24 protein-coding genes are annotated in these 26,987 nt (G+C 62.5%); 13 read left to right on the forward strand and 11 right to left on the reverse strand.

Annotation, left to right across the window (positions count from 1 at the left end):
- Genes upp through GWE18_RS02090 form a run of 3 tightly spaced genes read right to left on the reverse strand, consistent with a single transcriptional unit; the run spans position 1 to position 3,160 of the window.
- Positions 1-630 carry a uracil phosphoribosyltransferase gene (upp, locus tag GWE18_RS02080; RefSeq protein WP_275184136.1) on the reverse strand — a complete coding sequence of 210 codons (630 nt, stop codon included), beginning with the start codon at positions 628-630 and terminating at the stop codon, positions 1-3.
- Positions 631-647: 17 nt separating this feature from the next.
- Positions 648-1,892 (reverse strand): URC4/urg3 family protein, encoded by a 1,245-nt coding sequence (locus GWE18_RS02085; protein ID WP_275184137.1) that lies wholly within the window; start codon positions 1,890-1,892, stop codon positions 648-650.
- Positions 1,893-1,906: 14 nt separating this feature from the next.
- A complete protein-coding gene (locus tag GWE18_RS02090; protein ID WP_275184138.1) occupies positions 1,907-3,160 on the reverse strand; it encodes a GTP cyclohydrolase II in 1,254 nt (417 codons plus the stop codon).
- Positions 3,161-3,677: 517 nt separating this feature from the next.
- Here GWE18_RS02090 and GWE18_RS02095 point away from each other — a divergent pair.
- Positions 3,678-4,628 carry an N-carbamoyl-D-amino-acid hydrolase gene (locus GWE18_RS02095; RefSeq protein ID WP_275184139.1) on the forward strand — a complete coding sequence of 317 codons (951 nt, stop codon included), beginning with the start codon at positions 3,678-3,680 and terminating at the stop codon, positions 4,626-4,628.
- Here the strand turns inward: GWE18_RS02095 and GWE18_RS02100 are convergent.
- Entirely contained in the window at positions 4,622-5,284 is a 663-nt protein-coding gene (locus GWE18_RS02100) for an aspartate/glutamate racemase family protein (RefSeq protein WP_275184140.1), read from the reverse strand. The two genes, GWE18_RS02095 and GWE18_RS02100, sit on opposite strands and share 7 nt — an antisense overlap.
- Before the next feature lie 206 nt (positions 5,285-5,490).
- On the opposite strand from GWE18_RS02100, the gene hydA reads away from it, so the two are divergent.
- Genes hydA through GWE18_RS02120 form a run of 4 tightly spaced genes read left to right on the forward strand, consistent with a single transcriptional unit; the run spans position 5,491 to position 10,138 of the window.
- Positions 5,491-6,960, forward strand: coding sequence for a dihydropyrimidinase (hydA, locus tag GWE18_RS02105; RefSeq protein WP_275184141.1), 1,470 nt, complete (start codon positions 5,491-5,493; stop codon positions 6,958-6,960).
- Between the two features lie 28 nt (positions 6,961-6,988).
- Positions 6,989-7,966, forward strand: coding sequence for an NAD(P)-dependent oxidoreductase (locus GWE18_RS02110; protein ID WP_275184142.1), 978 nt, complete (start codon positions 6,989-6,991; stop codon positions 7,964-7,966).
- A gap of 1 nt (position 7,967) precedes the next feature.
- Positions 7,968-8,729 carry an SDR family oxidoreductase gene (locus GWE18_RS02115; RefSeq protein WP_275184143.1) on the forward strand — a complete coding sequence of 254 codons (762 nt, stop codon included), beginning with the start codon at positions 7,968-7,970 and terminating at the stop codon, positions 8,727-8,729.
- Positions 8,726-10,138 (forward strand): NAD(P)/FAD-dependent oxidoreductase, encoded by a 1,413-nt coding sequence (locus tag GWE18_RS02120; protein ID WP_275184144.1) that lies wholly within the window; start codon positions 8,726-8,728, stop codon positions 10,136-10,138. Before GWE18_RS02115 ends, GWE18_RS02120 begins: the two co-directional genes overlap by 4 nt.
- 19 nt (positions 10,139-10,157) lie before the next feature.
- On the opposite strand, the gene GWE18_RS02125 is transcribed toward GWE18_RS02120, so the two are convergent.
- The 6 genes from GWE18_RS02125 to GWE18_RS02150 all read right to left on the reverse strand — a co-directional run bounded on the left by GWE18_RS02125 (position 10,158) and on the right by GWE18_RS02150 (position 14,951).
- Positions 10,158-11,099: a PDR/VanB family oxidoreductase gene (locus GWE18_RS02125; RefSeq protein ID WP_275184145.1), complete on the reverse strand. Its 942-nt coding sequence runs from the start codon at positions 11,097-11,099 to the stop codon at positions 10,158-10,160.
- Positions 11,096-11,644 carry an MOSC domain-containing protein gene (locus tag GWE18_RS02130; protein ID WP_275184651.1) on the reverse strand — a complete coding sequence of 183 codons (549 nt, stop codon included), beginning with the start codon at positions 11,642-11,644 and terminating at the stop codon, positions 11,096-11,098. Before GWE18_RS02130 ends, GWE18_RS02125 begins: the two co-directional genes overlap by 4 nt.
- Before the next feature lie 40 nt (positions 11,645-11,684).
- Positions 11,685-12,074, reverse strand: coding sequence for a Rid family detoxifying hydrolase (locus GWE18_RS02135; RefSeq protein WP_275184146.1), 390 nt, complete (start codon positions 12,072-12,074; stop codon positions 11,685-11,687).
- A gap of 8 nt (positions 12,075-12,082) precedes the next feature.
- A complete protein-coding gene (locus tag GWE18_RS02140; RefSeq protein WP_275184147.1) occupies positions 12,083-12,724 on the reverse strand; it encodes a DJ-1/PfpI family protein in 642 nt (213 codons plus the stop codon).
- 17 nt (positions 12,725-12,741) lie between these two features.
- On the reverse strand, positions 12,742-14,049 hold the full coding sequence (locus tag GWE18_RS02145; protein WP_275184148.1) for an MFS transporter: 1,308 nt from the start codon (positions 14,047-14,049) through the stop codon (positions 12,742-12,744).
- Positions 14,050-14,363: 314 nt separating this feature from the next.
- Positions 14,364-14,951 (reverse strand): cupin domain-containing protein, encoded by a 588-nt coding sequence (locus GWE18_RS02150; protein ID WP_275184149.1) that lies wholly within the window; start codon positions 14,949-14,951, stop codon positions 14,364-14,366.
- 323 nt (positions 14,952-15,274) lie between these two features.
- Here GWE18_RS02150 and GWE18_RS02155 point away from each other — a divergent pair, with 323 nt between their 5' ends.
- From GWE18_RS02155 to GWE18_RS02170, 4 genes are read left to right on the forward strand one after another with little or no spacing between them, the layout of a single operon-like run.
- The gene (locus GWE18_RS02155) at positions 15,275-16,861 is read left to right on the forward strand and encodes an ABC transporter substrate-binding protein (protein ID WP_275184652.1); all 1,587 of its coding nucleotides are present in this window, start codon (positions 15,275-15,277) and stop codon (positions 16,859-16,861) included.
- A 12-nt stretch (positions 16,862-16,873) separates the two neighbouring features.
- The gene (locus GWE18_RS02160; RefSeq protein WP_275184150.1) at positions 16,874-17,905 is read left to right on the forward strand and encodes an ABC transporter permease; all 1,032 of its coding nucleotides are present in this window, start codon (positions 16,874-16,876) and stop codon (positions 17,903-17,905) included.
- Complete coding sequence (locus GWE18_RS02165) at positions 17,902-18,750, forward strand: ABC transporter permease (RefSeq protein ID WP_057852157.1); 849 nt, start codon at positions 17,902-17,904, stop codon at positions 18,748-18,750. Before GWE18_RS02160 ends, GWE18_RS02165 begins: the two co-directional genes overlap by 4 nt.
- Positions 18,747-20,414: an ABC transporter ATP-binding protein gene (locus GWE18_RS02170; RefSeq protein WP_275184151.1), complete on the forward strand. Its 1,668-nt coding sequence runs from the start codon at positions 18,747-18,749 to the stop codon at positions 20,412-20,414. Before GWE18_RS02165 ends, GWE18_RS02170 begins: the two co-directional genes overlap by 4 nt.
- 107 nt (positions 20,415-20,521) lie before the next feature.
- Here the strand turns inward: GWE18_RS02170 and GWE18_RS02175 are convergent, their stop codons facing one another.
- The gene (locus GWE18_RS02175) at positions 20,522-20,872 is read right to left on the reverse strand and encodes a MarR family transcriptional regulator (RefSeq protein ID WP_156438564.1); all 351 of its coding nucleotides are present in this window, start codon (positions 20,870-20,872) and stop codon (positions 20,522-20,524) included.
- A 309-nt stretch (positions 20,873-21,181) separates the two neighbouring features.
- Between GWE18_RS02175 and GWE18_RS02180 the strand changes: the two genes are divergently transcribed.
- The 4 genes from GWE18_RS02180 to GWE18_RS02195 all read left to right on the forward strand — a co-directional run bounded on the left by GWE18_RS02180 (position 21,182) and on the right by GWE18_RS02195 (position 26,928).
- On the forward strand, positions 21,182-22,459 hold the full coding sequence (locus tag GWE18_RS02180) for an amidohydrolase/deacetylase family metallohydrolase (RefSeq protein WP_275184152.1): 1,278 nt from the start codon (positions 21,182-21,184) through the stop codon (positions 22,457-22,459).
- Positions 22,460-22,589: 130 nt separating this feature from the next.
- Positions 22,590-24,881 (forward strand): xanthine dehydrogenase family protein molybdopterin-binding subunit, encoded by a 2,292-nt coding sequence (locus GWE18_RS02185; protein WP_275184653.1) that lies wholly within the window; start codon positions 22,590-22,592, stop codon positions 24,879-24,881.
- On the forward strand, positions 24,878-25,726 hold the full coding sequence (locus GWE18_RS02190; protein WP_275184153.1) for an FAD binding domain-containing protein: 849 nt from the start codon (positions 24,878-24,880) through the stop codon (positions 25,724-25,726). The genes GWE18_RS02185 and GWE18_RS02190 overlap by 4 nt, the downstream gene beginning before the upstream one ends.
- Positions 25,723-26,928: a 2Fe-2S iron-sulfur cluster-binding protein gene (locus GWE18_RS02195; protein WP_275184154.1), complete on the forward strand. Its 1,206-nt coding sequence runs from the start codon at positions 25,723-25,725 to the stop codon at positions 26,926-26,928. Before GWE18_RS02190 ends, GWE18_RS02195 begins: the two co-directional genes overlap by 4 nt.
- Positions 26,929-26,987: the final 59 nt, after the last annotated feature.

The raw sequence follows: 26,987 nt of genomic DNA on the forward strand, positions 1-26,987 counted from the left end.
CTACTTCGTGCCGTAGGTGCGGTCGCCGGCGTCGCCGAGACCCGGCACAATGTAGGCGTTGGCGTCCAGCCCCTGGTCGATCGCCGCGAGCCAGATCGGAACATCAGGATGAATGCCACGCATCCGCTCAACGCCTTCCGGCGCGCCGATCAGGCAGACCAATCGAATGTCGTTCGCCCCGCGCTCCTTTAGCCGGTCGACTGCGGCAACGGCGGAGTTCGCCGTTGCCAGTACCGGCGAGATCACGATCACCAGCCGCTCGTGCAGATCGCTCGGCGCCTTGAAGAAATATTCCACCGCCGTGAAGGTTTCCGGTTCGCGGTAAAGGCCGATATGCGCGATCCGCGCGGTCGGCACCAGATCGAGCATGCCGTCCGCGAAGGTTACGCCGGCACGCAGCACCGGCGCGAACACCAGTTTCTTGCCCGCGATCTGCGGCGACTTCATATGCGCAAGCGGCGTTTCGATTTCGATATCGGCCAGCGGCAGGTCACGGGTGACCTCGTAACAAAGCAGCATCCCGATCTCCTTGAGGAGTTCGCGAAACGACTTGGTTGAAATCTCTTTCTTCCGCAAAAGCGTCAGCTTGTGCTGCACCAGCGGGTGACTAACGATCGTAACGCCATCCATTTTCTCTGACCTCGGATCTAGAAAACCGTGCCGTCGCTGACGACCTTCACCGGAGGTGATGCGTTGGCGCGGCGTTCGCGTGCCAGCCGTCGGCCCGCAGCCCACGTGCCGCCCTCGAGAATTTTCGCCAGCGGCATCGATGTGGCATCGCGACCAAGCCGGTGCCGCAGACCATCAGCAACGCGGTCGAGCAGCGCCACCGTCAGCGCTCGCCATTCGACGACAAGTGGTGACGATACCTCGTGTTCTTGCTGCACAGCCTCTGCTTCGCGAAACGCCAGCACGCCGGTATCGATAAACAGCCCGCCATTGCGATATTCGGCAAGGCCGGTCAGGCCATCGATATCGGTCACGCTGATGCCGGATGTTTGCAGCGGCTCGATGAGCGAATAGGCCAGCCATTGCGAGAGCTTGTGCAGCGGCACCAGGCCATTGGTCGCATCCGCGGTCGTCAGCGCCGGATGCTGCCAGCAGTCGCCGAGCGCGATTCCGCCTAGCGTCAGCCGCGATGGCCAGATCGGCCCGAGTTGTTGCAGCAATTCCGCTAAGATCGTCGGCGCGGGCAGCTTTCCATCGTCTGCCAGCATCGCGAGCCGGTCGAACAGGCCGCCGGGCCGCGGCGAGTCGCGGCTGCCGAATATTTCCGGTTTCGAGGCCACCAGCCGGCCCAGGCCACGCAACAGGTCGGCGCGTCCGTCCATCCCGACCAGCGGATTGACATCCGAGACCTGCATGCCGCGCTCGAGGTCGGCAACGGCAAGATTCGCGAGCGCATCGGCATCGACGCGCAAGGGCTCAAGGGGCGCAGACGAGAATGCGCCGCCCGTAAACATCGCAAGGCTCGCCAGCCCCAATCCTTCCGAGCGGCCGATGGCTGATCCGGTTTTCGGATCGTGGTAGCGCCACGATGGACCGGCGCCGGCATCGAGGAAGACGCTGACGATGGCCAGGTCGAGTTCAGCCCGGGCGCGGGCCGCGCGATCGGGCCAATCGGTCCGGTCGGCAACAGCAGCCCATCGATTATCCCCGTCGGTGACGAAGTGCCGCCAGCGCGAATGAAACGGCACGTCGAACGACGGATAAGCCTTGCGCGTCGTTTCCAGCACCAGATCGATGGCGCCGTCCATTCGATCGAGATCGATGCGGAAGTTCGGAAGCTTGCCTTCGAGGCCGATCGCGAGCATGCGGTGCGCGCGCTCGCGGACCGCCTTTGCGCTTAACAGCGTCAAAGCCGCTGACGTCTCCGGATTTGCAAGGGGCACGGCCGCCGCCTCTCTCAATATTTTTCGAGCGGACGGCCGACCGAGTTGATCAAGTCCTCCTGCAGCGGTTCGGGCGTGTAGTAACCCGCGGCCTTCTTTGCGGCGATTTCCACATGCGCGTCGGCAGGCACAAGATCATCGGGAATCGGAACGCGCTCGATGATTTCGATACCCTGACCGGTCAGCGCATCGTGCTTCATGTCGCTCATGGAAACGAAGCGGTCGATACGCTTCAGGCCGAGCCAGTGCACGACATCCGGCATAAGCTGCTGGAATCGGGCGTCCTGCACGCCGGCGACACATTCGGTGCGCTCGAAATACTGGGCCGCGGCATCGCCGCCTTCCTGGCGCTTGCGGGCGTTATAGACCAGAAATTTGGTGACCTCGCCGAGCGCGCGGCCTTCCTTGCGATTGTAGATGATGATGCCGAGCCCGCCGCCCTGGCCTGCGCGCGCACATTCCTCGATGCCGTGAATCAGGTACGGACGGCAGGTGCAGATATCAGAACCGAACACGTCGGAGCCGTTGCATTCGTCATGCACTCGGCAGGTTATCCTGGTGGAGTGGTCCGGCAGCTTGGTAACGTCGCCGAACAGATAGGCTGTCGTGCCGCCGATCGGCGGCAGAAAGACCTGCAGGTCGGGCCGTGTCACCAGTTCCGGAAACATGCCTGCGGTCTGCTCGAACAGTTGCCGGCGCAGATTGTTCTCGGTGGTGGCGAAGCGCGCCGCCAGGCCGGGCAGATGCCAGACCGGATCGATCGCAATCTTGACCACGGAGACGCTGCCACTCTTGTGCACGACCTCGCCATCCTGCTTGAGCCGTCCGGCTTCGACCGCGGCTTGCAGTTCAGGCAGATCAAGTCGGGCGCGCGTGATGGCAATGCTTGGACGGATATCGATGCCTTCGGCGATCTCGCTCGCGAAGTCTTCCGCGGCGAGATGTCCCCATGGATCGAGCGAGACGATCCGCTGCGGCTCGGTCCATTGCGGAAACGGTCCGATCGTCTCGGCAGGGTGGGTATTGGTCAGATCCGGGCGCCTGAGCGGGTCGAGTGCGCCGGACGAGACGGCGAGCGCGCGGTAGACCGAATAGGAGCCGCCATGCGTACCGATCACGTTGCGGTCCGCCGGGCGTGACACCGTGCCAATTACCGGCCCGCGTTCGCGTGCGCTGGGTGCGCCCCAGGCGATCGGAAATTTAAGCTTGGCACCCGGTGCCGGGTGCGACGTAATGCGAATATGATCAATCCGATTGGAACGAGTCATCGCCACGAACCCTGAAACGGCGACGGCCCGCCTAAACAGACGGGCCTTGTCACCAATAATTAAATCTCAGCAGCGGTTGCGGCTGAGACAGTAGTATAATCAGATTTCGAGCGAGCACAACGGCGATTTGAACGCGGCACCGTGGGGCCATTTCGGCCGTTAACCCTTCAGCGCAGAGGGGGGCTGAAGGGTCTGGCGCCGCCGTGGGTGATAGCTGAAACGAGATCAAGACGCGGGGGCCACCTTCGTCGCGCGCCTGACGTGTGCGATCGGGCACGCTCGACAACCCGTCGTTTCGTTGTGCAGGCGATCGTCGCCGCATCAGAACTGCCGCCCGCGGGTGGCGAGCAGAAACGCAGAACTGACGTGCGTCACGCGAACTGTCTCCGGAATTGACTTCGTGTGAACCAAAATTTTAACTGCTGACTTCGGTTGAGCCGGTAAGAATCCGAGCTCCTCACACTGCTTTATTTTCATGCAAGCGCCGCCTCAAATGGAAGCATCCGGAAAGTTATCCATGCGCGTCATCAATGTTGCCGCCGCCCAGTTGGGTCCGATCCAGAAAGCCGACAGCCGCGAAGCTGTCGTCAAGCGCATGGTCGCGCTGATGGATGAAGCCAAGGCGAGGGGCGCTGATCTGATCGTCTATCCGGAGCTCGCACTCACCACGTTCTTTCCGCGCTGGTACATGGAAGATCAGGCCGAGGTCGACAAATGGTTCGAACGCGAGATGCCGAATGCGGCGACAAGGCCGCTGTTCGAGCGGGCCGCGCATCACAAGATCGCAATGAATTTTGGCTATGCCGAACTGACGCCGGACGGGCATCATTTCAACACCTGCATCCTCACCGACAAATCCGGAAAAATTGTCGGCAAGTACCGCAAGGTTCATCTGCCCGGGCATTCGGAGTTCGACACGAAACGCGCGTTCCAGCATCTGGAGAAGCGCTACTTCGAGCCGGGCGATCTCGGGTTCAACGTCTGGCGCGCGCTCGGCGGCATCTTCGGCATGGCCGTCTGCAATGATCGGCGCTGGCCGGAGACCTATCGCGTGATGGCCCTGCAAGGCGTCGAGATGGTGCTGATCGGTTACAACACGCCCTCGGTCAATGCCGAGAAGCCCGAGGAGGGGCCCGAGAAGCGTTTGTTCCACAACCGGCTCTCCGCGCAGGCCGGCGCCTACCAGAACTCGACCTGGGTCGTATGCGTTGCAAAGGCCGGCGTCGAGGACGGCCATCCCCTGATCGGCGGCAGCCTGATTGTCGATCCGGACGGCGAGATCGTCGTCGAGGCCAAGACCGAGGAGGACGAGCTCCTGGTTCACCCATGCGATCTCGACGCTACCGTCTTCGGCAAGAACACGATCTTCAATTTTGCGCGCCACCGCCGCATCGAGCATTACGGCCTGATTACCGGCCGCACCGGCGCGGTGCCGCCTCCGGACGAAACGTCCGACCAAAGTCAGTGATGCGAGAACTGCACCGTGCCCAGCGCCATGGTCACGGCCGCCTGGGTCGGATCGATCACGGGAATCCCGAGCGCCTGTTCCAGCGGCCGGCGGTGACGCGCCATGCCGGCACAGCCCATCACGATGGCGCCGGATCCGTCTTCGTCCTTGAGTGCGCGTCCGACCTCGATCATCTTTGCGAGCGTGCCTTCGCCCGACGCGGTCTCCGCCACGCTCATGTTGAGCGGCCGCTCCCTGGTCAGGCGATCCGTCAGGCCCATCTGCCTGAGGTAACGGACATGGCGGCGAATCGAACGCTGCGCGATCGCAATGACGCCGAAGGTTTCAGCGCGCGCCAGCGCTGTCAGCACGCCGCATTCGGCGATACCGAACACGGGTCGGTCGGTTGCTTCGCGGCAGACATGCAGGCCCGGATCGCTGTAGCAGGCAATGACGAAGGCGGCAGAATGGTTGTCGCCTTCGACGAGGCGGCGCAGCGGCATCGCAACGCCATCGACATCGGCCTGGCTCTCGATCCCGTAGGGACCCTCGGTCAGCGTTTCGCAGATGATCTCGGGTCCGCCTTCAAAGTCGAGCGGCTTTAAGGCTTGCGCCAGCCCCTGCGTCACGAGCTGGTTGGAGTTGGGGTTGATGACGAGTATCCGTGGCCGGGACATGGCATTTTCCTGCGGTATGACGCGTCGGTCGATACGGCGAGACTGGCGCGCAACAAGACGGCAATGGAAGCAATGACCATGCCATCCAGCGATGCATGGTCCACTGTCTGCCGCGAAAGCGCAAGGGAGGGTAACGGCACGATCTGTGCTTTCATCCGGTGAATGCAGGACTTAGGATTCAGGACTCAATAGTTGAGGAGTTTGCCATGACCGAGCCCGCCTATGACCTTCTCATTCGCGGCGGACGCGTCGCGACTGTAAGTGACGTGTTCGAGGCCGACGTCGCCATTTCCGGTGAGACGATCGCCGCCATCGGCCGCGGCCTGCCGGGCGCTCGGCGGGAGATCGACGCGCGAGGCAAGCTGGTGCTGCCCGGCGGCGTCGACAGTCACGCCCATATCGAGCAGCTTTCGGCTGCAGGCATCGTGAACGCCGATACGTTCGAGAGCGCGACCGTCTCGGCGGCCTTCGGCGGCACCACCACCGTGATCCCGTTCGCGGCCCAGCATGTCGGCATGAAGCTGCCCCAGGTGTTGGAGGAGTATCACGCGCTCGCGAGAAAGGGCGCCGTCATTGATTATGCCTTTCACATGATCATCGCCGATCCGACCAGGGAAACGCTGGAAGTGGATCTGCCCGCGCTGATCAAGCAGGGCCATGGCTCGATCAAGATCTTCATGACCTATGACCGCCTGAAAATCGACGACGAACCGCTTCTCGACATCTTGCTTGCGGCGCGCGACGGCGGCGCGATGCTCTGTGCGCATGCCGAGAACCACGGCATCATCTCCTGGATGGTGAAGCGGCTGCTGGCGCGCGGCTATACCGATCCAAAATATCACGCCATCAGCCATGCTCGCGTCTCCGAAGCGGAGGCCTTCACCCGGCTGATCGGCATGGCGGCATTAATCGACCAGCCGATCATGATCTTTCACGTGTCGACGGCCGAAGGCGCCAAGGTGATCCGCGATGCCCGCGGGCAGGGGCTGAAAGTGTTCGCAGAGACCTGCCCGCAATATCTTTTTCTCACCGCCGATGATCTCGACAAGCCCGGCGTGGAAGGCACCAAATGGATGTGCAGCCCGCCGCCGCGCCGCGCTGCCGACCAGGAAGCGCTGTGGCAGGCGCTGGCGCTTGGCGATCTCCAGACCGTTTCATCCGACCACGCGCCGTACCGGTTCGACGTATCAGGTAAACTGCGCGCCGGCCCCAATCCCAATTTCAAGCAAGTGGCGAATGGTTTGCCGGGCCTCGAAGTCCGCTTGCCGCTGCTGTTCGACGCGATGGTTTCGAAGGGCCGATTGGGCCTCGAAAAATTCGTCGAACTGACCGCGACCTCACCAGCAAAGATCTACAATTTGCATCCGCGCAAGGGCTCGATCGCGGTTGGCGCCGATGCCGATATCGCGATCTGGGACCCAGCGCGAGAGGTCACGCTGAGCGACGCGATGATGCACGACCTCGCCGGTTACACGCCGTTTGCCGGCCGCAAGCTGCGCGGCTGGCCGGTCACGGTGCTATCGCGCGGGCGCATCATCGTGGCAGACGGCAAACGTTCGGTCGAAGCAGGCTCGGGCCGCTTCCTTCCGCGAACCGGAGGCGAGGCGGCGAAGCCGACCGGGCGCCTGATGCCGGACATGGATCCCGAGCAGAACTTTGGCGCGACCCTGCTGTGATCCATCCGCCGCAATGTCGGATTGAGCGATGAGAATCCTCATTTTCGGCGGCACCGGTTTCGTCGGGCTCAATATCGCCTCGGCACTGCTGGCGCGCGGTCATGCGGTGACGTTGTTCGACCGCGCGGGCTTGCCCCCTGACGCACGGAAGTATCTTGCCTCCCATGGCGATCGGCTGACGGCTATCCAGGGCGATATCAGGGATGATAGAGCCGTGGAACAGGTGATCGCCGCGGGGTATGAGGCCATCGTCCTGGGAGCCGCGATCACAGCCGGACCGGCGCGCGAGGCGAGCGATCCCGAGACCATCTTGCGGGTAAACCTGCTGGCTCAGACGCCGATCCTGATTGCAGCGCGAAGCAGCGGCGTGAGACGCATCATCAATCTGTCGTCCGCGGCAGCCTACGGCGCGAGCGCATTCCGGAACGTGCTGCTCGATGAAGAAACGCCCTGCGATCCGGCTTCGCTCTATGCCATCACCAAATTCGCTTCGGAGAAGGTTGCGGCGCGTCTGGCCGGTCTCTGGCAACGCGAGATCATCAGCGTGCGGCTGAGCGCCGCGTTCGGGCCGTGGGAGCGGAGCAACGACGTGCGCGACACGCCAAGCCCGCAGGCGCAGATTTTGGCTGCGATGCATGAGGAGTACGAGGCCGTTCTATCGCGCCCGGGCGTCAGGGACTGGATCTATGCCGTGGATCTCGCGGAAGCCGTGACATTGCTGATCGAGGCCGCGAAGCCGAAATATCAGCTCTATAACGTTTCAACCGGCGTGGAATGGTCGGCGTTGCAATGGGGGCAGGAGTTGGCTGCGTTGCATCCCGGCTTGATTTGTCGGCTGACTGATGCCGGTGAGGTGGCAACGATCGACCTGCATAGTCCAGCCGACCGGGCACCGCTCTCGGTGGCGCGCCTGGCAGAAGAGTTCGGCTGGCGCGCGCGGTTCGGCTGCGCCGATTCCGCGGCCGATCTGAGCCGTTGGTGGAGCGAGCGTCGAGGGGGAATCTAACATGAGATTGGCAGGACGGACCGCGATCGTGACCGGCGCCGGCTCCGGCATCGGCCGGGCCAGCGCAGCGCTTTTCGCGAAGGAAGGCGCCTTTGTTGCGCTGGTCGATCGTGACCGTGCAGGCTTGCAGGAGACGCTGGCGGCGATCGACGGCGTGAAGGGCGAAGCGTCGATGCATGTCGGCGATGTCAGCGAGGCCGATTTCGCGAAAGATACCGTGGCCGATGTCATGGCGCGGCGCGGCCGCCTCGATGTGCTGATGGCCGCTGCAGGTTTTTCCTGCGGCGGTACGGTGCTGACCACCGATCCCGCCGATTGGGACGCGGTGTTTCGCACCAATGTCGGCGGCACCTGGCTTTGGTCGCGCGCGGCGGTGCCCGAGATGCAGCGGCAGGGCAGCGGCTCGATCATCACGCTGGCATCGCAGCTTGCGATCGCCGGCGGCAAGGGCAACAGCGCCTATATCGCTGCGAAGGGAGCGATCATCAGCCTGACGCGGACGATGGCGCTCGATTTCGCGACCGACGGCATCCGCGTCAATGCGATCGCGCCCGGCGCCATCGACACACCGATGTTGCGGCGCAGTTTTGCCCGTCATGCCGATCCCGAGCCGGTGCGCGAAGCGTCGCGCAGCCGCCATGCCATGAAACGGTTTGGCAAAGCCGAGGAGGTGGCCGAGGCCGCGCTCCATCTTGCCAGCGATGCGTCTTCCTTTACGACCGGCACCGTGATGGTGGTCGACGGCGGTTGGCTCGCGGCATGAACAGCCGTCTTATCGCTCTCGAAGCCCAGGTTCGCGCCGATCTTGCCAAGATCGCGCATCCGAATGCCGCGTGGCTTACGCCCAGGCTCGGGCCGGACGGCAGTCCGGCACTGGACGTGCTCGTGGTGGGCGCCGGGCAATCGGGTCTTGCGACGGCGTTTGGGCTGATGCGCTCGCAAGTGACCAATATCCTTGTGCTCGACAAGGCCGAGGAGGGGCGGGAAGGACCGTGGCTCACCTATGCCCGCATGCATACGCTGCGCAGTCCGAAGCATTTCACCGGGCCCGATCTTGATATTCCCAGCCTGACCTACCAATCCTGGCACGAGGCGCGCTTCGGCGAGGAGGATTGGCAAAATCTCGACCTGATTTCGCGCGAGCTTTGGGCAGAATATCTGCTCTGGTTCAGGCGCATCCTGGACCTGCCGGTGCGCAATGGTTGCGAGGTCATCGAGATATCGCCCGCGGCTGGCGGATTGCTCGCGGCCAAGGTGCAGACTGCTGATGGCGTCGACATCGTCCTTGCGCGCAAGATCGTGCTGGCGACAGGGCAGGAAGGCATGGGCCACTGGACCGTGCCGGAGCCGGTGCGCCATCTGCCGCCGTCGCTTTGCGTGCATGCGGCGCAGCCGATCGACTTCGTGTCCTTGCGCGGCAAACGGGTTGCCGTGATCGGCGCCGGCGCCTCTGCCTTCGACAATGCCGCAGCCGCACTGGAGGCAGGCGCGGCCGAAGTTCATCTGCTTTGCCGCAGGGCGGAGATTCAGGTGATCCAGCCCTACCGTTGGCTCACCTTCCGCGGCTTCCTGCGTCACTTCTGTGATCTCGACGATGCCTGGCGCTGGCGCTTCATGCGCGCCGTTCTGGAGATGCGGGAAGGCTTTCCGCAGGCGACCTACGATCGCTGTGGCCGCCATCCCAATTTTTATCTGCAAGAGGGTGCGCCGATCGAAGCCGCCAGTGAAACGGCTCGTGGCGTCGAATTGCAGACGCCAAGGGGTGTGTTCGCCGCGGATTTCGTGATTTGCGGCACAGGGATCGACATGAATTTTGCGAGCCGGCCCGAACTGCGAAACTGCGCCGCCAACATTGCTGTATGGGCCGACCGTTACCAGCCGCCGCCGAACGAGCGCAGCCCGCGGCTTGGGCGTTTTCCCTATCTCGCTGATGACTACGCGCTGATGGAGCGCGTCGCCGGTGAAACACCGTGGACCGCCAACATTCATGTCTTCGCGATTGCCTCCACCATGAGCTTCGGTGCTTCGGGTTCGTCGATCAACGCGATGACCACGGCGGTGCCGAAGCTGGTGCATGGGTTGACGCGCGGTCTGTTTCGCGCGGACATCGAGCGGCATTGGGCTTCGTTCAAGGCGTACGATGTGCCTCAGGCAGTCGTCGCGCGGCGTTAACCCGCGCCCAAGTCCGCGATCACAGATCGAGCGTAACGCTGACGCGGGCGCGCGACACGCACAGCATCAGTCGATCCTGCCGCTTTGATGTCGGCAGCACCTTGTCGCGATGCAGAACCAGGCCATCGCGATATCCGCACTCGCAGGAACCGCAGACGCCCATTTCGCAGGATGACGGCATTGCGAAATCGTTGTCACGCAAGACGTCGAGCAGTGACTTGTCGGCAGGCACGAGAAATCGGTGGCCCGTCGACGCAACCGTCACTTCGAACGGCTCGGGCTTGAAGTTCTCGTCGACCGTCATTTGAAAGACTTCGCCGTGAACGTGATCTTCAGGCCACGCGCTCAAAGCCGAGTGCACGGCATCCAGAAGCCTTTGCGGCCCGCAGATGTAGGCATGCGTATCCTCGTCGTAGGGGCCGATGGCTGCCGGATCAAAACGGGGCCCACTTGCGGAGAACCAGCATTGCAGGCTCGGCCCGCAAATGTCCCTGAGTTCGACGAGCAGCGGTGCCTCGGATGCCGACCGTGCGCAATAATGCAGGGTAAAATCCTTGCCCCAGCGCTTCAAGGTTCGGGCCATCGGCAGCAAAGGCGTGATGCCAATGCCGCCGGCGATGAGAACATAGCGCTCACCTTTGCCGTTCAGCGGAAGATTATTTCGCGGCGTGGAGATATGCACTTCACTGCCTTCACGCAGGTTCTCGTGGGCCCAAACCGATCCTCCGCGACCCGTCGCCTCGCGTTTAATGGCAATCTCGTACCTGGAGCGGTCGTCGGGATCGCCGCACAACGAGTATTGCCGCACACGGCCGTCCGGCACGCGCAGATCCACATGTGCGCCGGCGGACCATTCCGGAAGAACTGGTCGAAGTGGATGAACCAGTTGCATATGCAGAACATCTGGCGTTGTGAACCGCATCTTCTCGACACGCAGCTTCATGATGAGACGTGCGGTCATTGGCCCAGCAACTCTATGGCGTCGCCACGCCGAATGATGCCGCCGCGCTCGATGCCGCAATTCAGGCCAGAGCGATTGTAGAGCGGAAGGAATACCGGAAGCCCTAACAGTTCTTCGAGATATTTGCAGGGAAAATTCAACCGGCCGCCCCGCAAAATGACGTCTCCAACTCTAAATCGACGTCCAACCAGGTGATTGAGCGGAACGCCTGTCACCGTCAGATTCCTCCGGTGATCGCCTGGCTCGAGCGTAATCGCCCCGCTCTGCAACGGGGGATCGTTGCGCGAAAGTGCGTCAAGCGCCTCCTGTTCGATGAGTGTCACTTCGCGGACGTCAGGCTTCGGCGAGTAAGTTCCGGTTCGCTCGTAATAGCGATCGCCAACGATCCCGCGACCGGCGACGCATTCGGCCTCTTGCAATTCCTCCATCTCGTAGCTGGCGCTGGGCGCGATATGGATGTGAAGCAGCTTTCCCCGCCATTGGGTTGCGCCGCCAGCTTTCCTGGCAGCAACGGACCCGGCGGGATGCTCAAATGCCTCGACCATACTGGGTGGCGGCCGATCGATCGGATGGACATTCACGTGATTATCCTTTCGTGCGCAGCGCTATCGCTTCGACTTCAACCAGCGCGTCTTTTGGCAAACGTGCGACTTCGATGGTCGAGCGCGCAGGCGGCATATCGCTGAAGAACTCGGCGTAGATTCCGTTCATAACGGCGAAGTCGCTCATGTTTTTGAGGAATACGGTCGTCTTCAGGACACTTTCGAAAGAGGCGCCGCCGGCTTCCAGAACGGCCGACAGGTTCGCGAGCGACTGCCGCGTCTGCTGCTCGATACCGTCAGGAATACTTCCGGAAACCGCGTCGATCGGCAATTGCCCGGACGCAAACACGAATTGTTCTGTATGCGTTGCCTGCGAGTAGGGACCGGCCGCCGGTGCCGCTTTGGCGGTGCTGACGATAGATTTCGCGCTCATCGTGTCTCCTATTGACTGGTGAATGTGGTTTGTCCTGCGAGGAATGCTTCAGCGTTCCTGTTGGCTTCCCGGGCGCGCTGATACTCCAGAATGCGAGCGGTCTCATTAGCTACCTGTTCGCCGAGCATGCTTCCCAGGATATGAAGTGTCGTATCGATACAGAGCGCGACGCCGCCTCCGGTCACAACTGCGCCTGTATCGACGATCGGCGCTTCGCGGACATCGATCCGTGGATACATGTCGCGCATTCGCGCGAGCGGCGAAACCTCGGGAGGGACAACGGATCGTTTGGTCGTGGCCGTCGCATCGTCGAGAACGCCACTCGCCGCCAGGATCATGGCGCCCGTACATACCGACGCCACCTTGCCCGACGCGTGGATGCGCCGAATGTACTCAAGCGTTGCGAAAGATCGCGACTGATCCTCCCAGCCCGGACCGCCTGTCACGATGACAATGTCGCAGACCGGCGCATCCTCCACTCCGAACTGCGCGACGACGTTGAGCCCATTTGACAATCGGACGACCCCCGCCTTTGGCGCGATGGTGCAGATTTCAATCTGCGGAGCTATTCGACGTGCCATGGAAAGCACGCCGAAAGTTGCAAGATCGATCGGTTCAACACCGTCGTAGATGAATATTCCGAACAGCATATTGAACCGATTTTGCTTCAGCCGATAAGGGCTTCGTCCTTCGTTTCCCGGGCGGCAAGCGCGGCCCCCAGCGTAATGAGTGCAATCCCGATCATCATGACCGAGACGCCCGCTGTTCCACCGAAATACCCGACGAGTGCCGTTGCGATGATCGGCGAGAAGCCGCCGCCAATCGCCGCCGCGACCTGGAATCCGAAGGAAGCGCCGCTATAGCGCACGCGCGGACCAAACAATTCAGGGAAATAGGTAGACTCCAATCCGAACATCATGCCGTGGCCGAAATTCATCGCGATGATGATTGCAGTTGTCACCATGGCAACGCTTTTCGTCTCCAGCATCCAGAACAGGGGGAATGCAAAGGCCATCGTGAAGATCGCACCCAATATGAAGAGCAGGCGACGGCCGATCTTGTCCGATAGCCAGCCAAACATCGGCAATGTGATTAGTTCGAACAGCGCAGCATACATGACGGAATCGAGCAGCAATTGCTTGGGCAGAGCCAGCTTCGTGGTCGCGTATACGACGACGAAGACCGTCAGCATGTAAACCCACGACACTTCCGATAGCTTCAGGCCCACGGCGATCAGGAACGTCTTGAAGTTCTTGCCGACGGCTTCCCCAACTGGGTTCTTCGAGAACGATTCAGTGGCCTTCATTTGCTCGAAGACCGGTGTCTCCGGGACCCTGGAACGAATGAATGTACCGAGCGCCAGCAGAACGATGCTGGCAAGGAATGGAATACGCCAGCCCCACGACTGAAAGTCGGCTTCAGGAAGTTTCGTCGCAAGCGCGAAGACCAGTGTTGCAAGCACCAATCCGATCGGAAATCCGATCTGAACGAAGCTGCCGTAGAATCCGCGTTTGTCGGCCGGGGAGTGCTCGATAACCATCAGGGAAGCGCCGCCCCATTCGCCTCCAAGGCCGATGCCCTGAATAATGCGCAACAGAATGAGAAGGATGGGAGCGAGCACACCGATGGATGCGTAGTTGGGAAGCAGACCTATGCAGAATGTACTCAGCCCCATGATGAACATGGTCAACACGAGCATGGATTTGCGCCCGAGGCGATCGCCGAAATGCCCGAACAATGCGCCGCCGAGCGGACGTGCCAGAAAGCCCACAGCATAGGTGCCGAGCGCCGCCAACGTCCCGGCCAGCGGATCGATGGTCGGAAAGAACGCCTTGTTGAATACGAGCGCTGCTGCGGTCGCGTAAATCAGGAAATCGTACCACTCGATGATGGTGCCGACGCTGCTCGCAAATACGATCGATCGCATTTTCGAGCCGGCCGTCCGCGTGTCAGTCATGGTCGCAGCTATGCTCATTTCCCACTCCTGGTTAAAAGCCAGAGGAACAATTCCTCTTAAGAGGAAGCTTTTCCAAAATAGTGGATGCAAGCCGCGTGCCGGGATTTCCGGGAAAACCAGCCGGGCTTTTTCACGGCGGCCGGTCCGATGATCAGTTTTGATGCTACGAATGCTTAAAAATGGCGCATGATTCGGACCCGGCTCCCGAAGCCGGCCGCAGCGGCCCTAGCGATGAATGTGGTGGGCTTTGCCGAGCGTGCGGCGCCGACGTCGCGCCAGATCGAGGCGTGCTTCCGACCTTATAGTGGAGCAATTTCTACTGGAGTGGATTGCTATCGCACCTTCGAGGTGTCGATCACCAGGAAATACTCACACTGGGTTTTGCCCAGGTTCAGGAACGAGTGGTCGGCGTCTGCCTGGAAGTACAGCGAATCTCCCTGATTCAGCGTTACACGCTGATCACCGATCGTTACGCGTATGCGGCCGCGCAGAACGTAGATGTATTCCTCGACACCGCGGCGATGAGCAACGAAATTCCCGGTTTCGGCCTCCGGTGGAAGCGTATTGAGCACCCAGTCGATGCCACGTCCCGGTAGCACCGGCGAAATACATCTGCGCAGAAAGCCGGTTTCATCGTCTCGCAGAACGGGCTGGCGCCCGGCCGGTATGTGAACGATCTCGCGTTCAACCGCCGGGGCCATCAACTGGGAAAACGTGACGCCCAGCGCCTCCGCCAGCTTTGACAGGATTACGGTCGAAGGGACCGTCTCGCAGCGTTCGATTTTGGATATCATCGACCGGCTCACGCCGGATGCGTCAGCGAGCATTTCGAGTGAGAAATGGTTCTTTTTACGAAAATGACGAATCTCGTCGGCCAAGACCGAAAGCTGAGAATTGTCGGGGCCATTATCAGTGTTCAAAGTCGCGAATCCCTTGCGCCTATGTAGCCCCTTTTTAGAAGGTTTTGAGGCGTTCGAGCAATCGCTGTAGACGACTTGCGATCTACGGCGAGAGGCTCGCGCGGAGCTGCGAGCGATGGCGATTGCCAGTTGCGCCGATTTATGGCCGTTCACTCCGTGGGGGTCAGAGCGATGAACGCATCGCAAGAAAGCGCGTGGTTGCCAGTTCGAATTATCATAGCCGGTTGGCATATCCCTTGCTTTAAGTTGATGTTCTCATTCAGAAAACAACTTGGCAAAACAGGGAAAGTCCGATGAGCGTTACAGGATCCAGGCGTCTGCTTATGGTGGTTGCCTCCATCGCGTTTTCACTGGCTGCTGGATCGGTGCAGGCACAAACGCGCGCCGAAACGTTGCGCTATGTGACCGGGGCATCGGTCAACACTCTTGACCCGAATATTCCGGGTTCGACCCGCGAAGCGTTTGCGGTAAGTCTCAGTACCTACGACCGGCTGGTTTCCTTCGGCCGCAAACAACTCAATGGTAAATGGGTGTTTGATCTCGGCAAGATCACAGGGGAGTTGGCGGAATCCTACGACGTCAGCCCGGACGGGTTGAAGATGACATTCCGCCTGCGCAAGGACGCCAAGTTCCAGGACGGCACGCCGGTCACGGCGGAAGACGTCAAATGGTCGCTCGACCGGGTCGTCACGGCGCCGGTCCTCGGCAAGGCACAGCTCCTCACGGGATCGATGACATCGGCCGACCAGTTCAAGGTGATCGATCCCCTGACCATCGAGGTGACGCTGCCGAAGCCGGACAAGCTTGCCCTGCCCAATCTCGCCACCGTCTACCCGATCATCATCAACTCCAAGGTCGCCAAGGCCCATGCGACTGCAGACGATCCCTGGGCATTGGCATGGTTGAAAGAGAACACGGCCGGTAGCGGCGCCTATAGAATCGAAACGTTCAAGCCGGGCGAGCAGGTGATCATGGCCCGCAACACGGCATGGAATCGCGGCACCGCCGACAAGTCGGCGTTCTTCAAGCGCGTCATCGTGCAGTCGGTGCCGGAGCCTGCGACTCGCGCCAACCTTGTCGAGCGCGGCGATGCCGATCTCGTCATCGATCTGCAGGCGAGTGACGTCCAGTCGCTCGAGGCAAAGGGCAAGCTGAAGGTGACATCGACGCCCCAATATAACGCCGTCACGTTCGTCTCGATGAACAACCAGATTCCGCCGTTCGACAACGCCAATGTGCGTCGCGCCGTCGCCTTTGCGTTGCCCTACGAAGACATGTTCAAGGCGGCGTTGTTTGGCCGCGGATCGCCGCTGTTCGGCGCGACTTGGGCGGATGGCAAGCCATCGAGCGGCGCCTATCCGATCCCGCAGCCGGTGAAGCTCGACCTTGAGAAGGCCAGGGAATATCTGAAGGCGGCAGGCATGCCTGACGGCTTCTCAACCACGTTCAGCTTCAATGTCGGCCAGGCTTCGACCGCTGAACCGATGGCGGCCCTGGTGAAGGAATCGCTGGCCAAGATCGGCATCAAGGTCGATATCCAGAAGCTTCCGGACGCCCAGATGTCGACGCAGATCAATGAGAAGAAGCTTCCCTTCTTCACCGAGGGCATCGTCGCCTGGCTGCCGTCGACCGATTACTTCTACCGCAACTTCTATACCGGCAATCAGCGCTGGAACTACTCATCGATCAACAATCCGGAACTGGTGGAGATCGCGCAGAAAGCCCGTTTCGAACCCGATGCGGCCAAGTACGAGGAAGACGGCATCAAGCTCAACGCCATCCATTTCAGCGAGATACCGCAGATACCGCTCTGGCAGCCCAGCCAGGACGCCGTGATGGCGTCCTCGGTCGAAGGCTACACTTACCAGTTCCACCGCCAGGTCGATTATCGCGATCTCAATCGCAAGTAACCGGTAGGTCCGATGGCTGCCCTTGGAGCAACGGTGATACGGGCGGGCAGGCGCTTCCTGTCCTCGCTGCCGGCGCTCTTTGGCGTGCTCGTCTTCACCTTCCTGCTGATGCGGGTGTTGCCGGGCGATCCCGCGGTGTTCTTCGCTTCGGGCCCGAATGCCGGCAAGGAGGAGATCGAGGTCATCCGCAAGCAGATGGGCCTCAACAAGCCAGTGCCGGAACAATTGATGCTGTATCTCTATGACGTCGGCAGCGGCAATCTCGGCAGATCGATGATGACCGGCCAGTTGGTTACCAAGGATCTCCGCGAGCGGCTGCCGGCTTCGCTGGAGCTCACCTTGACGGCACTGCTGATCGCGTTGCTGTCGGCGGTGCCGCTCGGGGTGCTGGCGGCACTGAGACCGGGCTCCATCATCGACCATGGCGTGCGGTTTTTCTGCGCGCTCGGCGTCTGCGTACCGACGTTCGTCTCGGGCCTGTTGCTGATCTATGTCTTCTATTACCTGCTCGGGCTCGCGCCCGACCCGACCGGCCGGGTCGATATCTTCGCGTCACTGCCGCCAAGGCAGACGGGCTTCCTGTTGATTGATTTCCTGCTCGCAGGCGATTTCGATGGATGGTGGGCCGCCTTCAGGCAACTGATCTTGCCGGCGCTGAGCATGGCACTGTTCGTGGTGGCGCCACTGGCGCGCATCACGCGGGCCTCGATGCTGGTCTCGCTTGGCAGCGATTTCGTTCGCACCGCGCATTCCCTTGGTCTTCCCTGGTGGCAGGTCGTCGTCACCTATGCGCTGCGCAACGCCATCCTGCCGGTCATCACCATCGCAGGCATCGTGTTCTCGACCATGCTCGGCGCCAATGTCCTGGTGGAGAAGGTGTTCTCCTGGCCGGGTGTTGCCTCCTACGCGCTCGACGCGTTGCTGTCGTCCGATTATGCGCCGGTGCAGGGATTTGTACTGCTGATGGCCACCGTGTTTGTGATCGTCAATCTGCTGGTGGATATCCTTTACGGTGTCGCCGATCCACGGGTGACAATCGGATGACCTCAGCGACGCTTCGCCATGCCGGCTGGATTCTGCGCGGCAACCCGCTCACCGCCGTTGCCGCTGCCGGCGTCTTCCTGCTCGCGCTGATCGCGATTTTCGGGCCGTGGATCGTGCCGTATGACCCGATCGTCTCGAACGTGTCGCAAGCCCTGATGCCGCCGAGTGCGGCACACATCGCCGGCACCGATCAGCTCGGCCGCGACGTGTTCAGCCGCCTTATCGTCGCGGCACGGCTCGATCTCGCCATCGCCGTCTCGGCGGTCGGAATCTCCTTTGCCATCGGCGCCGTGATCGGCGCGATCTGCGGCTATGCCGGCGGCCGGCTCGATCGCGGCGTCGGCCGCTTCGTCGATGTCGTGATGGCCTTTCCGCTTTTCGTGCTGGCAATGGCGATGGTCGCGGCGCTCGGCAACCGGGTCGAGAACATCGTCATCGCGACCGCCATCATCAATCTGCCGTTCTACATCCGCTTTGCGCGGGCGGAGGTGAATGTCCGCCGCAATGTCGGCTGGGTCGAAGCGGCGCGGGCCTGCGGCGATAGCCACCTCTCCGTGGTGCTGCGCTTCTTGCTACCGAACGTGCTGCCGGCCATGGCGGTGCAGATCTCGCTCAATCTCGGCTGGGCGATCCTCAATGCCGCCGGACTTTCCTTTATCGGCCTCGGCGTCAAGCCACCGACGCCGGAATGGGGCATCATGGTTGCGGAGGGCGCGCGCTTCATTTCCACCGGCAAATGGTGGCTGGTCGCCTTTCCTGGCCTGGCGTTGATGCTGACGGTGCTATGTTTCAACCTGCTCGGCGACGGGGTGCGCGATATTCTCGACCCCCGCATGCGAACATGACCAAGTCGCTGCTGGCATTGAGTGACCTGCACGTCACCTTCTCGACACGGCGTGGCCTTGTCGAGGCGGTGCGCGGTGTCACGCTGTCGCTCGGCGAGGGCGAGATGCTCGGCCTCGTCGGCGAGAGCGGTTCGGGCAAGTCCGTCACCGGTTTTGCGATCACGCGGCTGCTCGATGCGGCCGGGCGGATCACCGCAGGCGACATCCGGTTTCGCGGGCAGGACATCACACGGATATCGGCGGGTGATTTCCGCCATCTGCATGGCGCGGCCATGGCGATGATCTTCCAGAACCCGCGTGCAGCGCTCAATCCGATCCGTGCCGTCGGGGACCAGATCGCCGATGCGATTACGGCCCATAAGCGAATGCCCCGGGATGAAGCGCGCGCGCAGGCGCTGGGGCTATTGCGCGCGGTGCAAATTCGCGATCCCGAAAAGCGGATGGCCGCTTACCCGCACGAACTCTCCGGCGGCATGTGCCAGCGCGTGATGATCGCCATGGCGATTTCCTGCAACCCCGCGCTGCTGATCGCCGACGAGCCGACCACCGGCCTCGACGTCACCACGCAAAAGGTCGTGATGGACCTTCTGACCGGCATTGCGGCCGAGCGCGGCATGGCGACGATCCTGATCACCCATGACCTCGGTCTCGCCGCCCGTTACTGTCGCCGCGTCGTGGTGATGGAGCAGGGCCGCCTGGTCGAGGAGGCCGAGCCGAAGACTCTCTTCCGCGCACCGCAGCATCCCTACACCAGGCGTCTGGTGGCGGCTTCACCGACGGCGAGTTCGCGGATCGCGGACCTGGTGCCGGAAGAGGAGAGGGGGCGGCACGCTGCGATGCACGTCGCGCTCAAGCCTCAGCCTGCGCCAGGTACGCCGCCGCTGCTGGAAGTACAGAAGCTCACAAAGCGGTTCGATCAAGGCGCCGCCGCGGTAGCGAATTTTTCGATGACGATCAGCACCGGCGAGAGCGTCGGTCTGGTCGGCGAATCCGGTTCCGGCAAGAGCACGACATCGCGCATCATCTGCCGACTGATCGATCCGAGCGAGGGGGAGATCGCATTCGAGGGACAGTCGATCGGCCATATCCCGGCACGCGATTTTCACCGGTCACTGTTTCGCAAGGATATCCAGATCGTCTTTCAGGATCCGAACGACAGCCTCAACCCGCGTTTCACGGCCTTTGACTGCATCGCCCATCCGCTGCTGCGGCTGGGAGGCATGCGCCCGGGCGACGCGCTGCGGCAGCGGGTGGAGGAGTGCGCGCAGCGCGTGGGACTGGGGATCGAATTGTTGACGCGCTTCCCGCATCAGCTTTCGGGCGGCCAGAAGGCTCGTGTCGGCATCGCCCGCGCCATCGCCTGCCGGCCGCGCCTTCTGGTGCTGGACGAGCCGACAGCTGCGCTCGACGTCTCGGTGCAGGCGGTGGTGCTGCAACTGCTCGACCGGTTGCGGCGCGAGGATGACCTGGCCTTCCTGTTTGTCAGCCACGACCTCAACGTCGTTCGCATGATGTGCGATCGGACCATCGTGCTGCAAAACGGCCACATCGTCGAACAGGGCGAGAGCCGGGCGATGTTCGACAATCCGAAAACCGCTTACACACGCGAGTTGGTCGAAGCCGTGCCGCACATCGAGCCAAAATTGGCTGCGACTGCGAGCTGATTGACGGGCGCGACGCCGCCGTTGCGTCCAACGAAATACAGCGTAAGCGTCGATGATTACAAATTATGCAGATCGAACCAAAAAAGCAGCAGATCGCATCGAGCCGCTCAATCGAATATGGCAGTAGCGCTGTCGCGATTGGAGTGTGCCGCGACGATGCGCTGCATCATGTCGACGAATGCGGCTTGCTCCCTTTCGCTTAAATTGTCGAGCGTGGCGCGGTGCGCGGCCCGCGCTGAGGCCTCGATTTTTGCCAGAAGCGCCGCTCCCGCCGGGGTCAATTTACAGAGCCGCGCGCGGCGGTCCTCATCATCTACGGCTCTCTCGACGAAATTGCGGGCGGCCAGCCGCTTGAGCGCTCCGGTCGTCGTCGTCCTGTCCAGTGCAATATCGGCCGCCAATGTGGTCTGATCAGCGGTTTTTCGCACCGCAAGCGCGGAAAGAAGGCTGTATTGCAATGGCGTAATTTCGAATTCGCCGCATGCTTCCTGGAACAGGGCGACATGGATCTGATGCAGCCGCCGGATCAGAAATCCCGGCCGTTGTGACAGCGGCCAGGGGCGGTGCCTGGTCTCGCCGCGACGATTTTTTGCCTTCCGCAACGCACTCTCCCAGCCTCGGAACCCGGCGCGAGTAGCCCGATTCGGACCGCCAGCGCCACGATTAGATCATGGCACGAGCTTTGCTTTTGTAAAATACGAAGTATGCTTCGTATCTCGACAGGAGCGGGGGAGTGAACCCCGTCGGCGGAAATAGAGGAGATCACCATGTCTATCAGCGCCAGCTTCGATCAGCTTCTGCGCGGCGGCCGCGTGATCTGCCCGGCTTCGGGCATCGATGGGATCAGGGATGTCGCCATTCGCAATGGCAAGATCGCGGCGGTGCAGAGCGACATTTTGCCGACCAGCGCCAGAGAGGTGATCGACGTGACCGGCAAGCTGGTATTGCCGGGCCTCATCGATACCCACGCGCATGTCTATCAGTATGTCACCGGCCGCTTCGGCATGAATGCCGACATGGTGGGCGTTCAGTCCGGCGTGACGACACTGGTCGATCAGGGCGGTCCGTCCTGCATGACGCTGCCTGGCTTCCGGCACTTTGTCGCCGAGCCTTCGAAGTCGCGCGTTTTTGCCTTCCTGTCGGCTTACCTGGTCGGTGGGCTGGAGGGCCACTACTATCCGCAGCTCTATAGTCCTGAAGGTGTCGATATCGACGCCACGGTGAAGGCGGCGACGGCCAATCTCGACATTGTTCGCGGCATCAAGGCCCATGCGGAGATCGGCGGTTTCGCGCGCTGGGGCATTCGTGTCATCGAAATGGCAGCCGAGATCGGACGCCGCGCCGATCTGCCGGTCTATGTGCATTTCGGTCAGCTCTGGGGCCTGCCCGAAAGCGGCACCAACGGCGAAGACGTCGATACGATTTTAGCGCGTGTGATTCCCTTGCTGCGAGAGGGCGATGTGCTGGCGCATCCGTTCACGCGGCATCCCGGCGGTTTCGTCAACCGTGAGGGGGAAGTGCATCCGGTGATTCAGGCGGCGCTCGATCGCGGCTTGAAGGTCGACGTCGGTCACGGCAGTCATTTCTCCTATCGTCTCGCCAAAAAAGCGCTCGCCGCCGGAATTATTCCCACCACGCTCGGCGCGGACATTCACGGTTACAACACCCACGTGCCGGCGCCTGCCGGCACTCCGGACCAGCACGAGGACGACGAAAATCATCCCTTCGCCGGTCAGGCCAAATTCAGCCTTGTCCAGGCGATGAGCTCGATGATGGCGCTAGGCCTCGCGCTCGAACAGGTCGTGCCGATGGTGACGTCGAACCCGGCGAAAATGCTCGGCCGTGCCGACGAAATCGGCGCCCTCAAGATCGGCAGGGAGGCCGACGTCTCGGTCCTCACGCAGCAGAGCGGACGATTTGTCCTTCGCGACAATGAGAACAACGAAGTCATCGCCGAGCGTCTGCTGCAGCCTGAGTTCTGCCTGCGTGCCGGTGCGCGATACGATGCAGTAGCGCCAATTCTGCCCCAGGCAGTTGCAGCGTAGGGAGATCAGGGTCAACTCGATCGGGGAGAGCGTCACCGTGCGCAATGAGCGCGAGTTTCCTTCCGCAGGCGGAGCGGGCGCCGGACAAGGCGTCGGCGCGCGTCTGCCGCGGAAGGAAGACGATCGGCTGATGCGCGGCCGCGGCCAGTTCGTGGCCGATATTCGCCTGGCTGGGTTGCAGGACGTTGCGTTTGTGCGCAGCCCTTTGGCGCATGCGCTGATCCGCGGCATCCACGTGCCGGAGCGTTTTCGCGGCAGCGTCTTCACTGCGGCGGATCTCATCGGCGTCAATCCGATCCGCGCAGTGTCAGGGCTGCCGGGATTCAAGATTTCCGAGCAGCCGGTGCTTGCCACCGGCAAGGTGCGTCAGGTCGGCGAACTCGTCGCCATGTGCGTGGCGCCGACGCGTGCCGAGGCCGAGGACATTGCGGCGGCGGTGACGCTCGATCTCGAAGAGCTTCCTGCCGTGTATGACATGCGGAAGGCGCGCGAGCCGGGCTCGGCGCTGGTGCATGAGCACTGGGGCGACAACATCTTTCTCGAAACCAGTTTCGAGGTCGACATCTCCGGGGCGCTCGATGCGCCGATCAAGGTGTCGCGTGAGATATCGACCGCGCGGCAGTGCATGTCGCCGCTCGAGGGGCGCAGCGTGGTTGCAACTTTCGATCATCGTCTCGATCAACTGACGCTCTATTCCTCGGCCCAGATGCCGCACATCACGCGCAGCGGGCTCGCCGAATGCCTCGGCATGGAGCAGGGCCGAATCCGTATCGTTTCGCCCGACGTCGGCGGCGGCTTCGGGCACAAGGGCATCCTGCTGCCGGAAGAAGTCTGCCTTTCCTGGCTGACGATGCATCGCGGCCATCCGGTGCGCTGGACCGAGGATCGCCGCGAGCATCTCACCGCGAGCTCCAACTGCCGCGAACATCACTACAAGATCACCGTCTATGCCGATCGCGACGGGCGGCTGCGCGGCATCGACTGCGAAGCGACCGTCGATTCCGGCGCTTACTCGTCCTATCCGTTCTCGGCATGCCTTGAGGCGGCGCAGGTCGCCAGCATCCTGCCGGGACCGTATTTGATGCCGGCCTATCGCTGCCGGACGTTTTCGGTCGCGACCAACAAGTGTCCGATCCTGCCTTATCGCGGTGTGGCCCGCACCGGCGTCTGCTTCGCGCTGGAACTGATGCTGGATCTGGTCGCGGCGGAAGCCGGGCTGGAGCCGGGCGAAGTGCGTCTGCGTAATCTGGTGCGGCCGGAGCAGATGCCGTTCGACAATATCACCAACAAGCACTTCGACAGCGGCGATTATCCCGAGGCGATGCGACGCGCTCTGGCGTCCATCGACGTCGAAGGCGTACGGGCACGCCAGCGCAAGGGCGAGGCGGACGGGCGCCGGATCGGCGTCGGCGTCTCCATCTATTGCGAGCAGGCCGCGCATGGGACTTCGGTCTATTCCGGATGGGGCATTCCGATGGTGCCCGGCCACGAACAGGCTTCCGCGCGTCTGACGCCGGACGGCGGCCTCGAGTTGCGGGTCGGTGTGCATTCCCACGGCCAGGGGATGGAAACAACGCTCGCGCAGGTCGCGCACGAGATGCTGGGTGTCGACGTCGCCAGGGTACGCTTGATTCACGGCGACACGGCGATGACGCCGTATTCGACCGGCACCTGGGGCTCGCGCTCGATGGTGATGGCGGGCGGCGCGGTCGCAGCCGCCTGCCGAGAGTTGGGCGAGCGCGCCAGACGCATCGGTGCCAAGCTGCTCCAGCATGACCTGGCTGCGGTCGTGCTGCAGTACGGCGAGGTTCGCGGCGTCAACGGCAGCGTTACCTTGAAGGAGATCGCCCATACCTGGTATCGCCGGCCGCAGGATCTGCCTGCTGACGTCGATCCCGGCGGACTGGAGGTAACGGCGGGCTACAAGCCGCGGCGCGATACCGGGACCTTCAGCTATGCCGCGCATGCCGCGGTCGTCGCCGTCGATCCTGATTTGGGAGAGGTCGAGATCCTTGATTACGTGATCGTCGAGGACGGCGGCGTTCTCGTCAATCCGATGGTCGTGGACGGCCAGATCTACGGCGGTCTGGCCCAGGGCATCGGCACCGCGCTGTATGAGGAGATGCCGTTCGACGCGGCCGGTCAGCCGCTGGCAACGACGCTCGCAGACTATCTGCTGCCGGGGCCCACCGAAGTGCCGGCGCCGCGTCTCGATCACATGGAGACGCCGTCGCCTTATACGCAGTTCGGCGTGAAGGGCATCGGCGAGGGCGGTGCCATCGCTCCGCCGGCCGCGATCGCCAACGCCGTCAACGACGCGTTGCGGCCGCTTGGCGTGGAACTGATGCAGTCGCCGATTACGCCCTACCGCGTCGTCGAGGCGGTTCTGGCCGCGCGCGACGCAGAAAGGCCGGCGGCATGAAACCGGCGCCTTTCGGCTACGAACGTCCACGCGACTTGCAGGCGGCACTTGCCGTGCTCGGCGAGGCCAAGAGCGAGGCCAAGACTGCCGCCAAGATCATTGCTGGCGGCCAGTCGCTTGGTCCCATGCTCAATCTGCGGCTGGTGGAGCCGCAGTTGATCGTCGACATCACCGGTCTTGCCGAGCTCAAGCAGGCCGAGCGTCGTGGCGATGAACTCGTACTGGGGGCCTGTATCACCCACGCCGACATCGAAGACGGACGCATTCCGGACGTCACGCGCGGCGCCATGCAGAGCGTCGCCGGCAACATCGCCTACCGCGCGGTGCGCAATCGCGGCACGGTCGGTGGATCGCTCAGCCATGCTGATCCCGCGGCAGATTGGCTGTCCGCGCTCTCGGCGCTCGGTGCGCGATTGACACTGCGAAACCTTTCAGGCGCGCGCACGGTGGCGATGGAGGACTTCATCGTCGGTGCGCTCGAATCTGCGCTGCGCGATGGCGAGATCGTCGAGACCATTCACGTCCCGGCGATGCCGGCATCGGCGCACTGGGGCTATGCCAAGAGTTGCCGCAAGACTGGCGAGTTCGCGCATGCGATCGGCGCAATCCTGATCGATCCGAGCGCCGCAACCGCCCGCGTCGTGATTGGTGCGATCGATTCCGCGCCGATCGTCATCACGAATGCGGCGGAATTGTTCGGCGGGCGCATTGCCGGCGACTACAAGGATCGCTTCGACGCGCGTGCAGCCGATGTCCTGCTGGCAAACGCGGGCGTCTCGAACGCGGCACATCGCCACATTCATGTGAGCGTGCTCAAGCGTGCGGTCCGGGAGGCCGGCGCATGAGCATGATCGCACTCACCGTCAACCAACGCGCGGTGCGGATATCAGCGGAACCGCGCACCAATCTTGCGGACTTCGTCCGCGAGAAGCTGGACCTGACCGGTACGCACCTTGGCTGTGAGCATGGCGTCTGCGGGGCGTGCACCGTTCTGCTCGACGGCGTGCCGGCACGTTCGTGCATCACCTATGCCGTTGCCTGCGAAGGGGCTGAGGTCACCACGATCGAAGGGCTCGACGAGGACGACGTTACGACAGAACTTCGCGCGGCCTTCACCCGCGAACATGCGTTGCAATGCGGCTATTGCACGCCGGGAATGCTGGTCTCGGCGCGTGATCTCGTGCTCCGGCTGCCACAAGCCGACGAGCGCCTGATACGCGTCGGATTGAGCGGCAATCTGTGTCGGTGCACCGGCTATGTCGGCATCGTGCGGGCGGTGCATTCGGTGATCGAAGCGCGGCGCGCCCGCGATATCGCGCCCGAGCCGGACGGAGGCCGAAAGATCCTGGGTCCCGTCGGCTCAGGTCGAAGCATGCATGACGGTGCCGATCGGGTCGAGCGCATTCGGCCGCCAGCAAGCGAACAGGCGTTGCCTGAAACAGCCAATGCGGTCCCTTCGATTCCGGATTTCATTCCGGCCACGGTCCTGGAGCAGCAGTTCAGCGTTGCCCATCCGCCCGAGCAGGTGTTTGCGCTGTTCGATGACATCGAAGCCGTCGCGGCCTGCCTTCCCGGCGTATCGTTGACGGCGCCGCCGAAGCCGGAGCGTGTCGAAGGAGCGATCCGTGTCAGGATCGGTCCGATTGCCGCGACGTTCCAGGGCGCCGCACGCGTCGAGCGAAGCCCTGCCGATATGTCAGGCCGCATCGTCGGCATCGGCAATGACCGGCGCAGCCGGTCTTCGACGCAGGGCGAAATTCGTTATCGGCTGGTGCCGACCGGGCAGGGGACGCTTGTCGATCTCTCCATCGGATACTCGCTGACGGGCATGCTGGCGCAGGTCGGAAGGCCGGGGCTGGTGCGCGATCTAGCGGCACGATTGATCGCGGAGTTTGCCGGTAGTCTCGACCGCCGCCTGTCGGGTACGTCACCGGGTGATGCTACGGCGGTCGAGCTCAACGGAATGGCGCTGCTTTTCAGTCTTTTGCGCGCGAGGGTCGCGGGCTGGGTTGGTCGTTTCTCGTCCAACAAGGACGGAGCGACTTGATGGATCGAAGTCTCCGCCAGACTGCGGAAACGACGAGGTTTGGACTGCGGATAGATGAA

The organism is Bradyrhizobium sp. CSA112, assembly GCF_029051645.1.
In the GTDB taxonomy this organism is placed as follows: domain Bacteria; phylum Pseudomonadota; class Alphaproteobacteria; order Rhizobiales; family Xanthobacteraceae; genus Bradyrhizobium.

Excerpts from the sequence above, each read along its gene's own strand:
- GWE18_RS02140 (WP_275184147.1), bottom strand. The coding sequence starts at position 12,724 with ATGCTGTTCGGAATATTCATCTACGACGGTGTTGAACCGATCGATCTT.
- GWE18_RS02115 (WP_275184143.1), top strand. The coding sequence starts at position 7,968 with ATGAGATTGGCAGGACGGACCGCGATCGTGACCGGCGCCGGCTCCGGC.
- GWE18_RS02165 (WP_057852157.1), top strand. The coding sequence starts at position 17,902 with ATGACCTCAGCGACGCTTCGCCATGCCGGCTGGATTCTGCGCGGCAAC.
- GWE18_RS02095 (WP_275184139.1), top strand. The coding sequence starts at position 3,678 with ATGCGCGTCATCAATGTTGCCGCCGCCCAGTTGGGTCCGATCCAGAAA.
- GWE18_RS02170 (WP_275184151.1), top strand. The coding sequence starts at position 18,747 with ATGACCAAGTCGCTGCTGGCATTGAGTGACCTGCACGTCACCTTCTCG.
- GWE18_RS02135 (WP_275184146.1), bottom strand. The coding sequence starts at position 12,074 with ATGAGCGCGAAATCTATCGTCAGCACCGCCAAAGCGGCACCGGCGGCC.
- GWE18_RS02090 (WP_275184138.1), bottom strand. The coding sequence starts at position 3,160 with ATGACTCGTTCCAATCGGATTGATCATATTCGCATTACGTCGCACCCG.
- GWE18_RS02100 (WP_275184140.1), bottom strand. The coding sequence starts at position 5,284 with ATGTCCCGGCCACGGATACTCGTCATCAACCCCAACTCCAACCAGCTC.
- GWE18_RS02195 (WP_275184154.1), top strand. The coding sequence starts at position 25,723 with ATGAGCATGATCGCACTCACCGTCAACCAACGCGCGGTGCGGATATCA.
- GWE18_RS02125 (WP_275184145.1), bottom strand. The coding sequence starts at position 11,099 with ATGACCGCACGTCTCATCATGAAGCTGCGTGTCGAGAAGATGCGGTTC.
- GWE18_RS02120 (WP_275184144.1), top strand. The coding sequence starts at position 8,726 with ATGAACAGCCGTCTTATCGCTCTCGAAGCCCAGGTTCGCGCCGATCTT.
- GWE18_RS02155 (WP_275184652.1), top strand. The coding sequence starts at position 15,275 with ATGGTGGTTGCCTCCATCGCGTTTTCACTGGCTGCTGGATCGGTGCAG.
- hydA (WP_275184141.1), top strand. The coding sequence starts at position 5,491 with ATGACCGAGCCCGCCTATGACCTTCTCATTCGCGGCGGACGCGTCGCG.
- GWE18_RS02190 (WP_275184153.1), top strand. The coding sequence starts at position 24,878 with ATGAAACCGGCGCCTTTCGGCTACGAACGTCCACGCGACTTGCAGGCG.
- GWE18_RS02110 (WP_275184142.1), top strand. The coding sequence starts at position 6,989 with ATGAGAATCCTCATTTTCGGCGGCACCGGTTTCGTCGGGCTCAATATC.
- upp (WP_275184136.1), bottom strand. The coding sequence starts at position 630 with ATGGATGGCGTTACGATCGTTAGTCACCCGCTGGTGCAGCACAAGCTG.
- GWE18_RS02145 (WP_275184148.1), bottom strand. The coding sequence starts at position 14,049 with ATGAGCATAGCTGCGACCATGACTGACACGCGGACGGCCGGCTCGAAA.
- GWE18_RS02185 (WP_275184653.1), top strand. The coding sequence starts at position 22,590 with ATGCGCGGCCGCGGCCAGTTCGTGGCCGATATTCGCCTGGCTGGGTTG.
- GWE18_RS02130 (WP_275184651.1), bottom strand. The coding sequence starts at position 11,644 with ATGGTCGAGGCATTTGAGCATCCCGCCGGGTCCGTTGCTGCCAGGAAA.
- GWE18_RS02160 (WP_275184150.1), top strand. The coding sequence starts at position 16,874 with ATGGCTGCCCTTGGAGCAACGGTGATACGGGCGGGCAGGCGCTTCCTG.
- GWE18_RS02180 (WP_275184152.1), top strand. The coding sequence starts at position 21,182 with ATGTCTATCAGCGCCAGCTTCGATCAGCTTCTGCGCGGCGGCCGCGTG.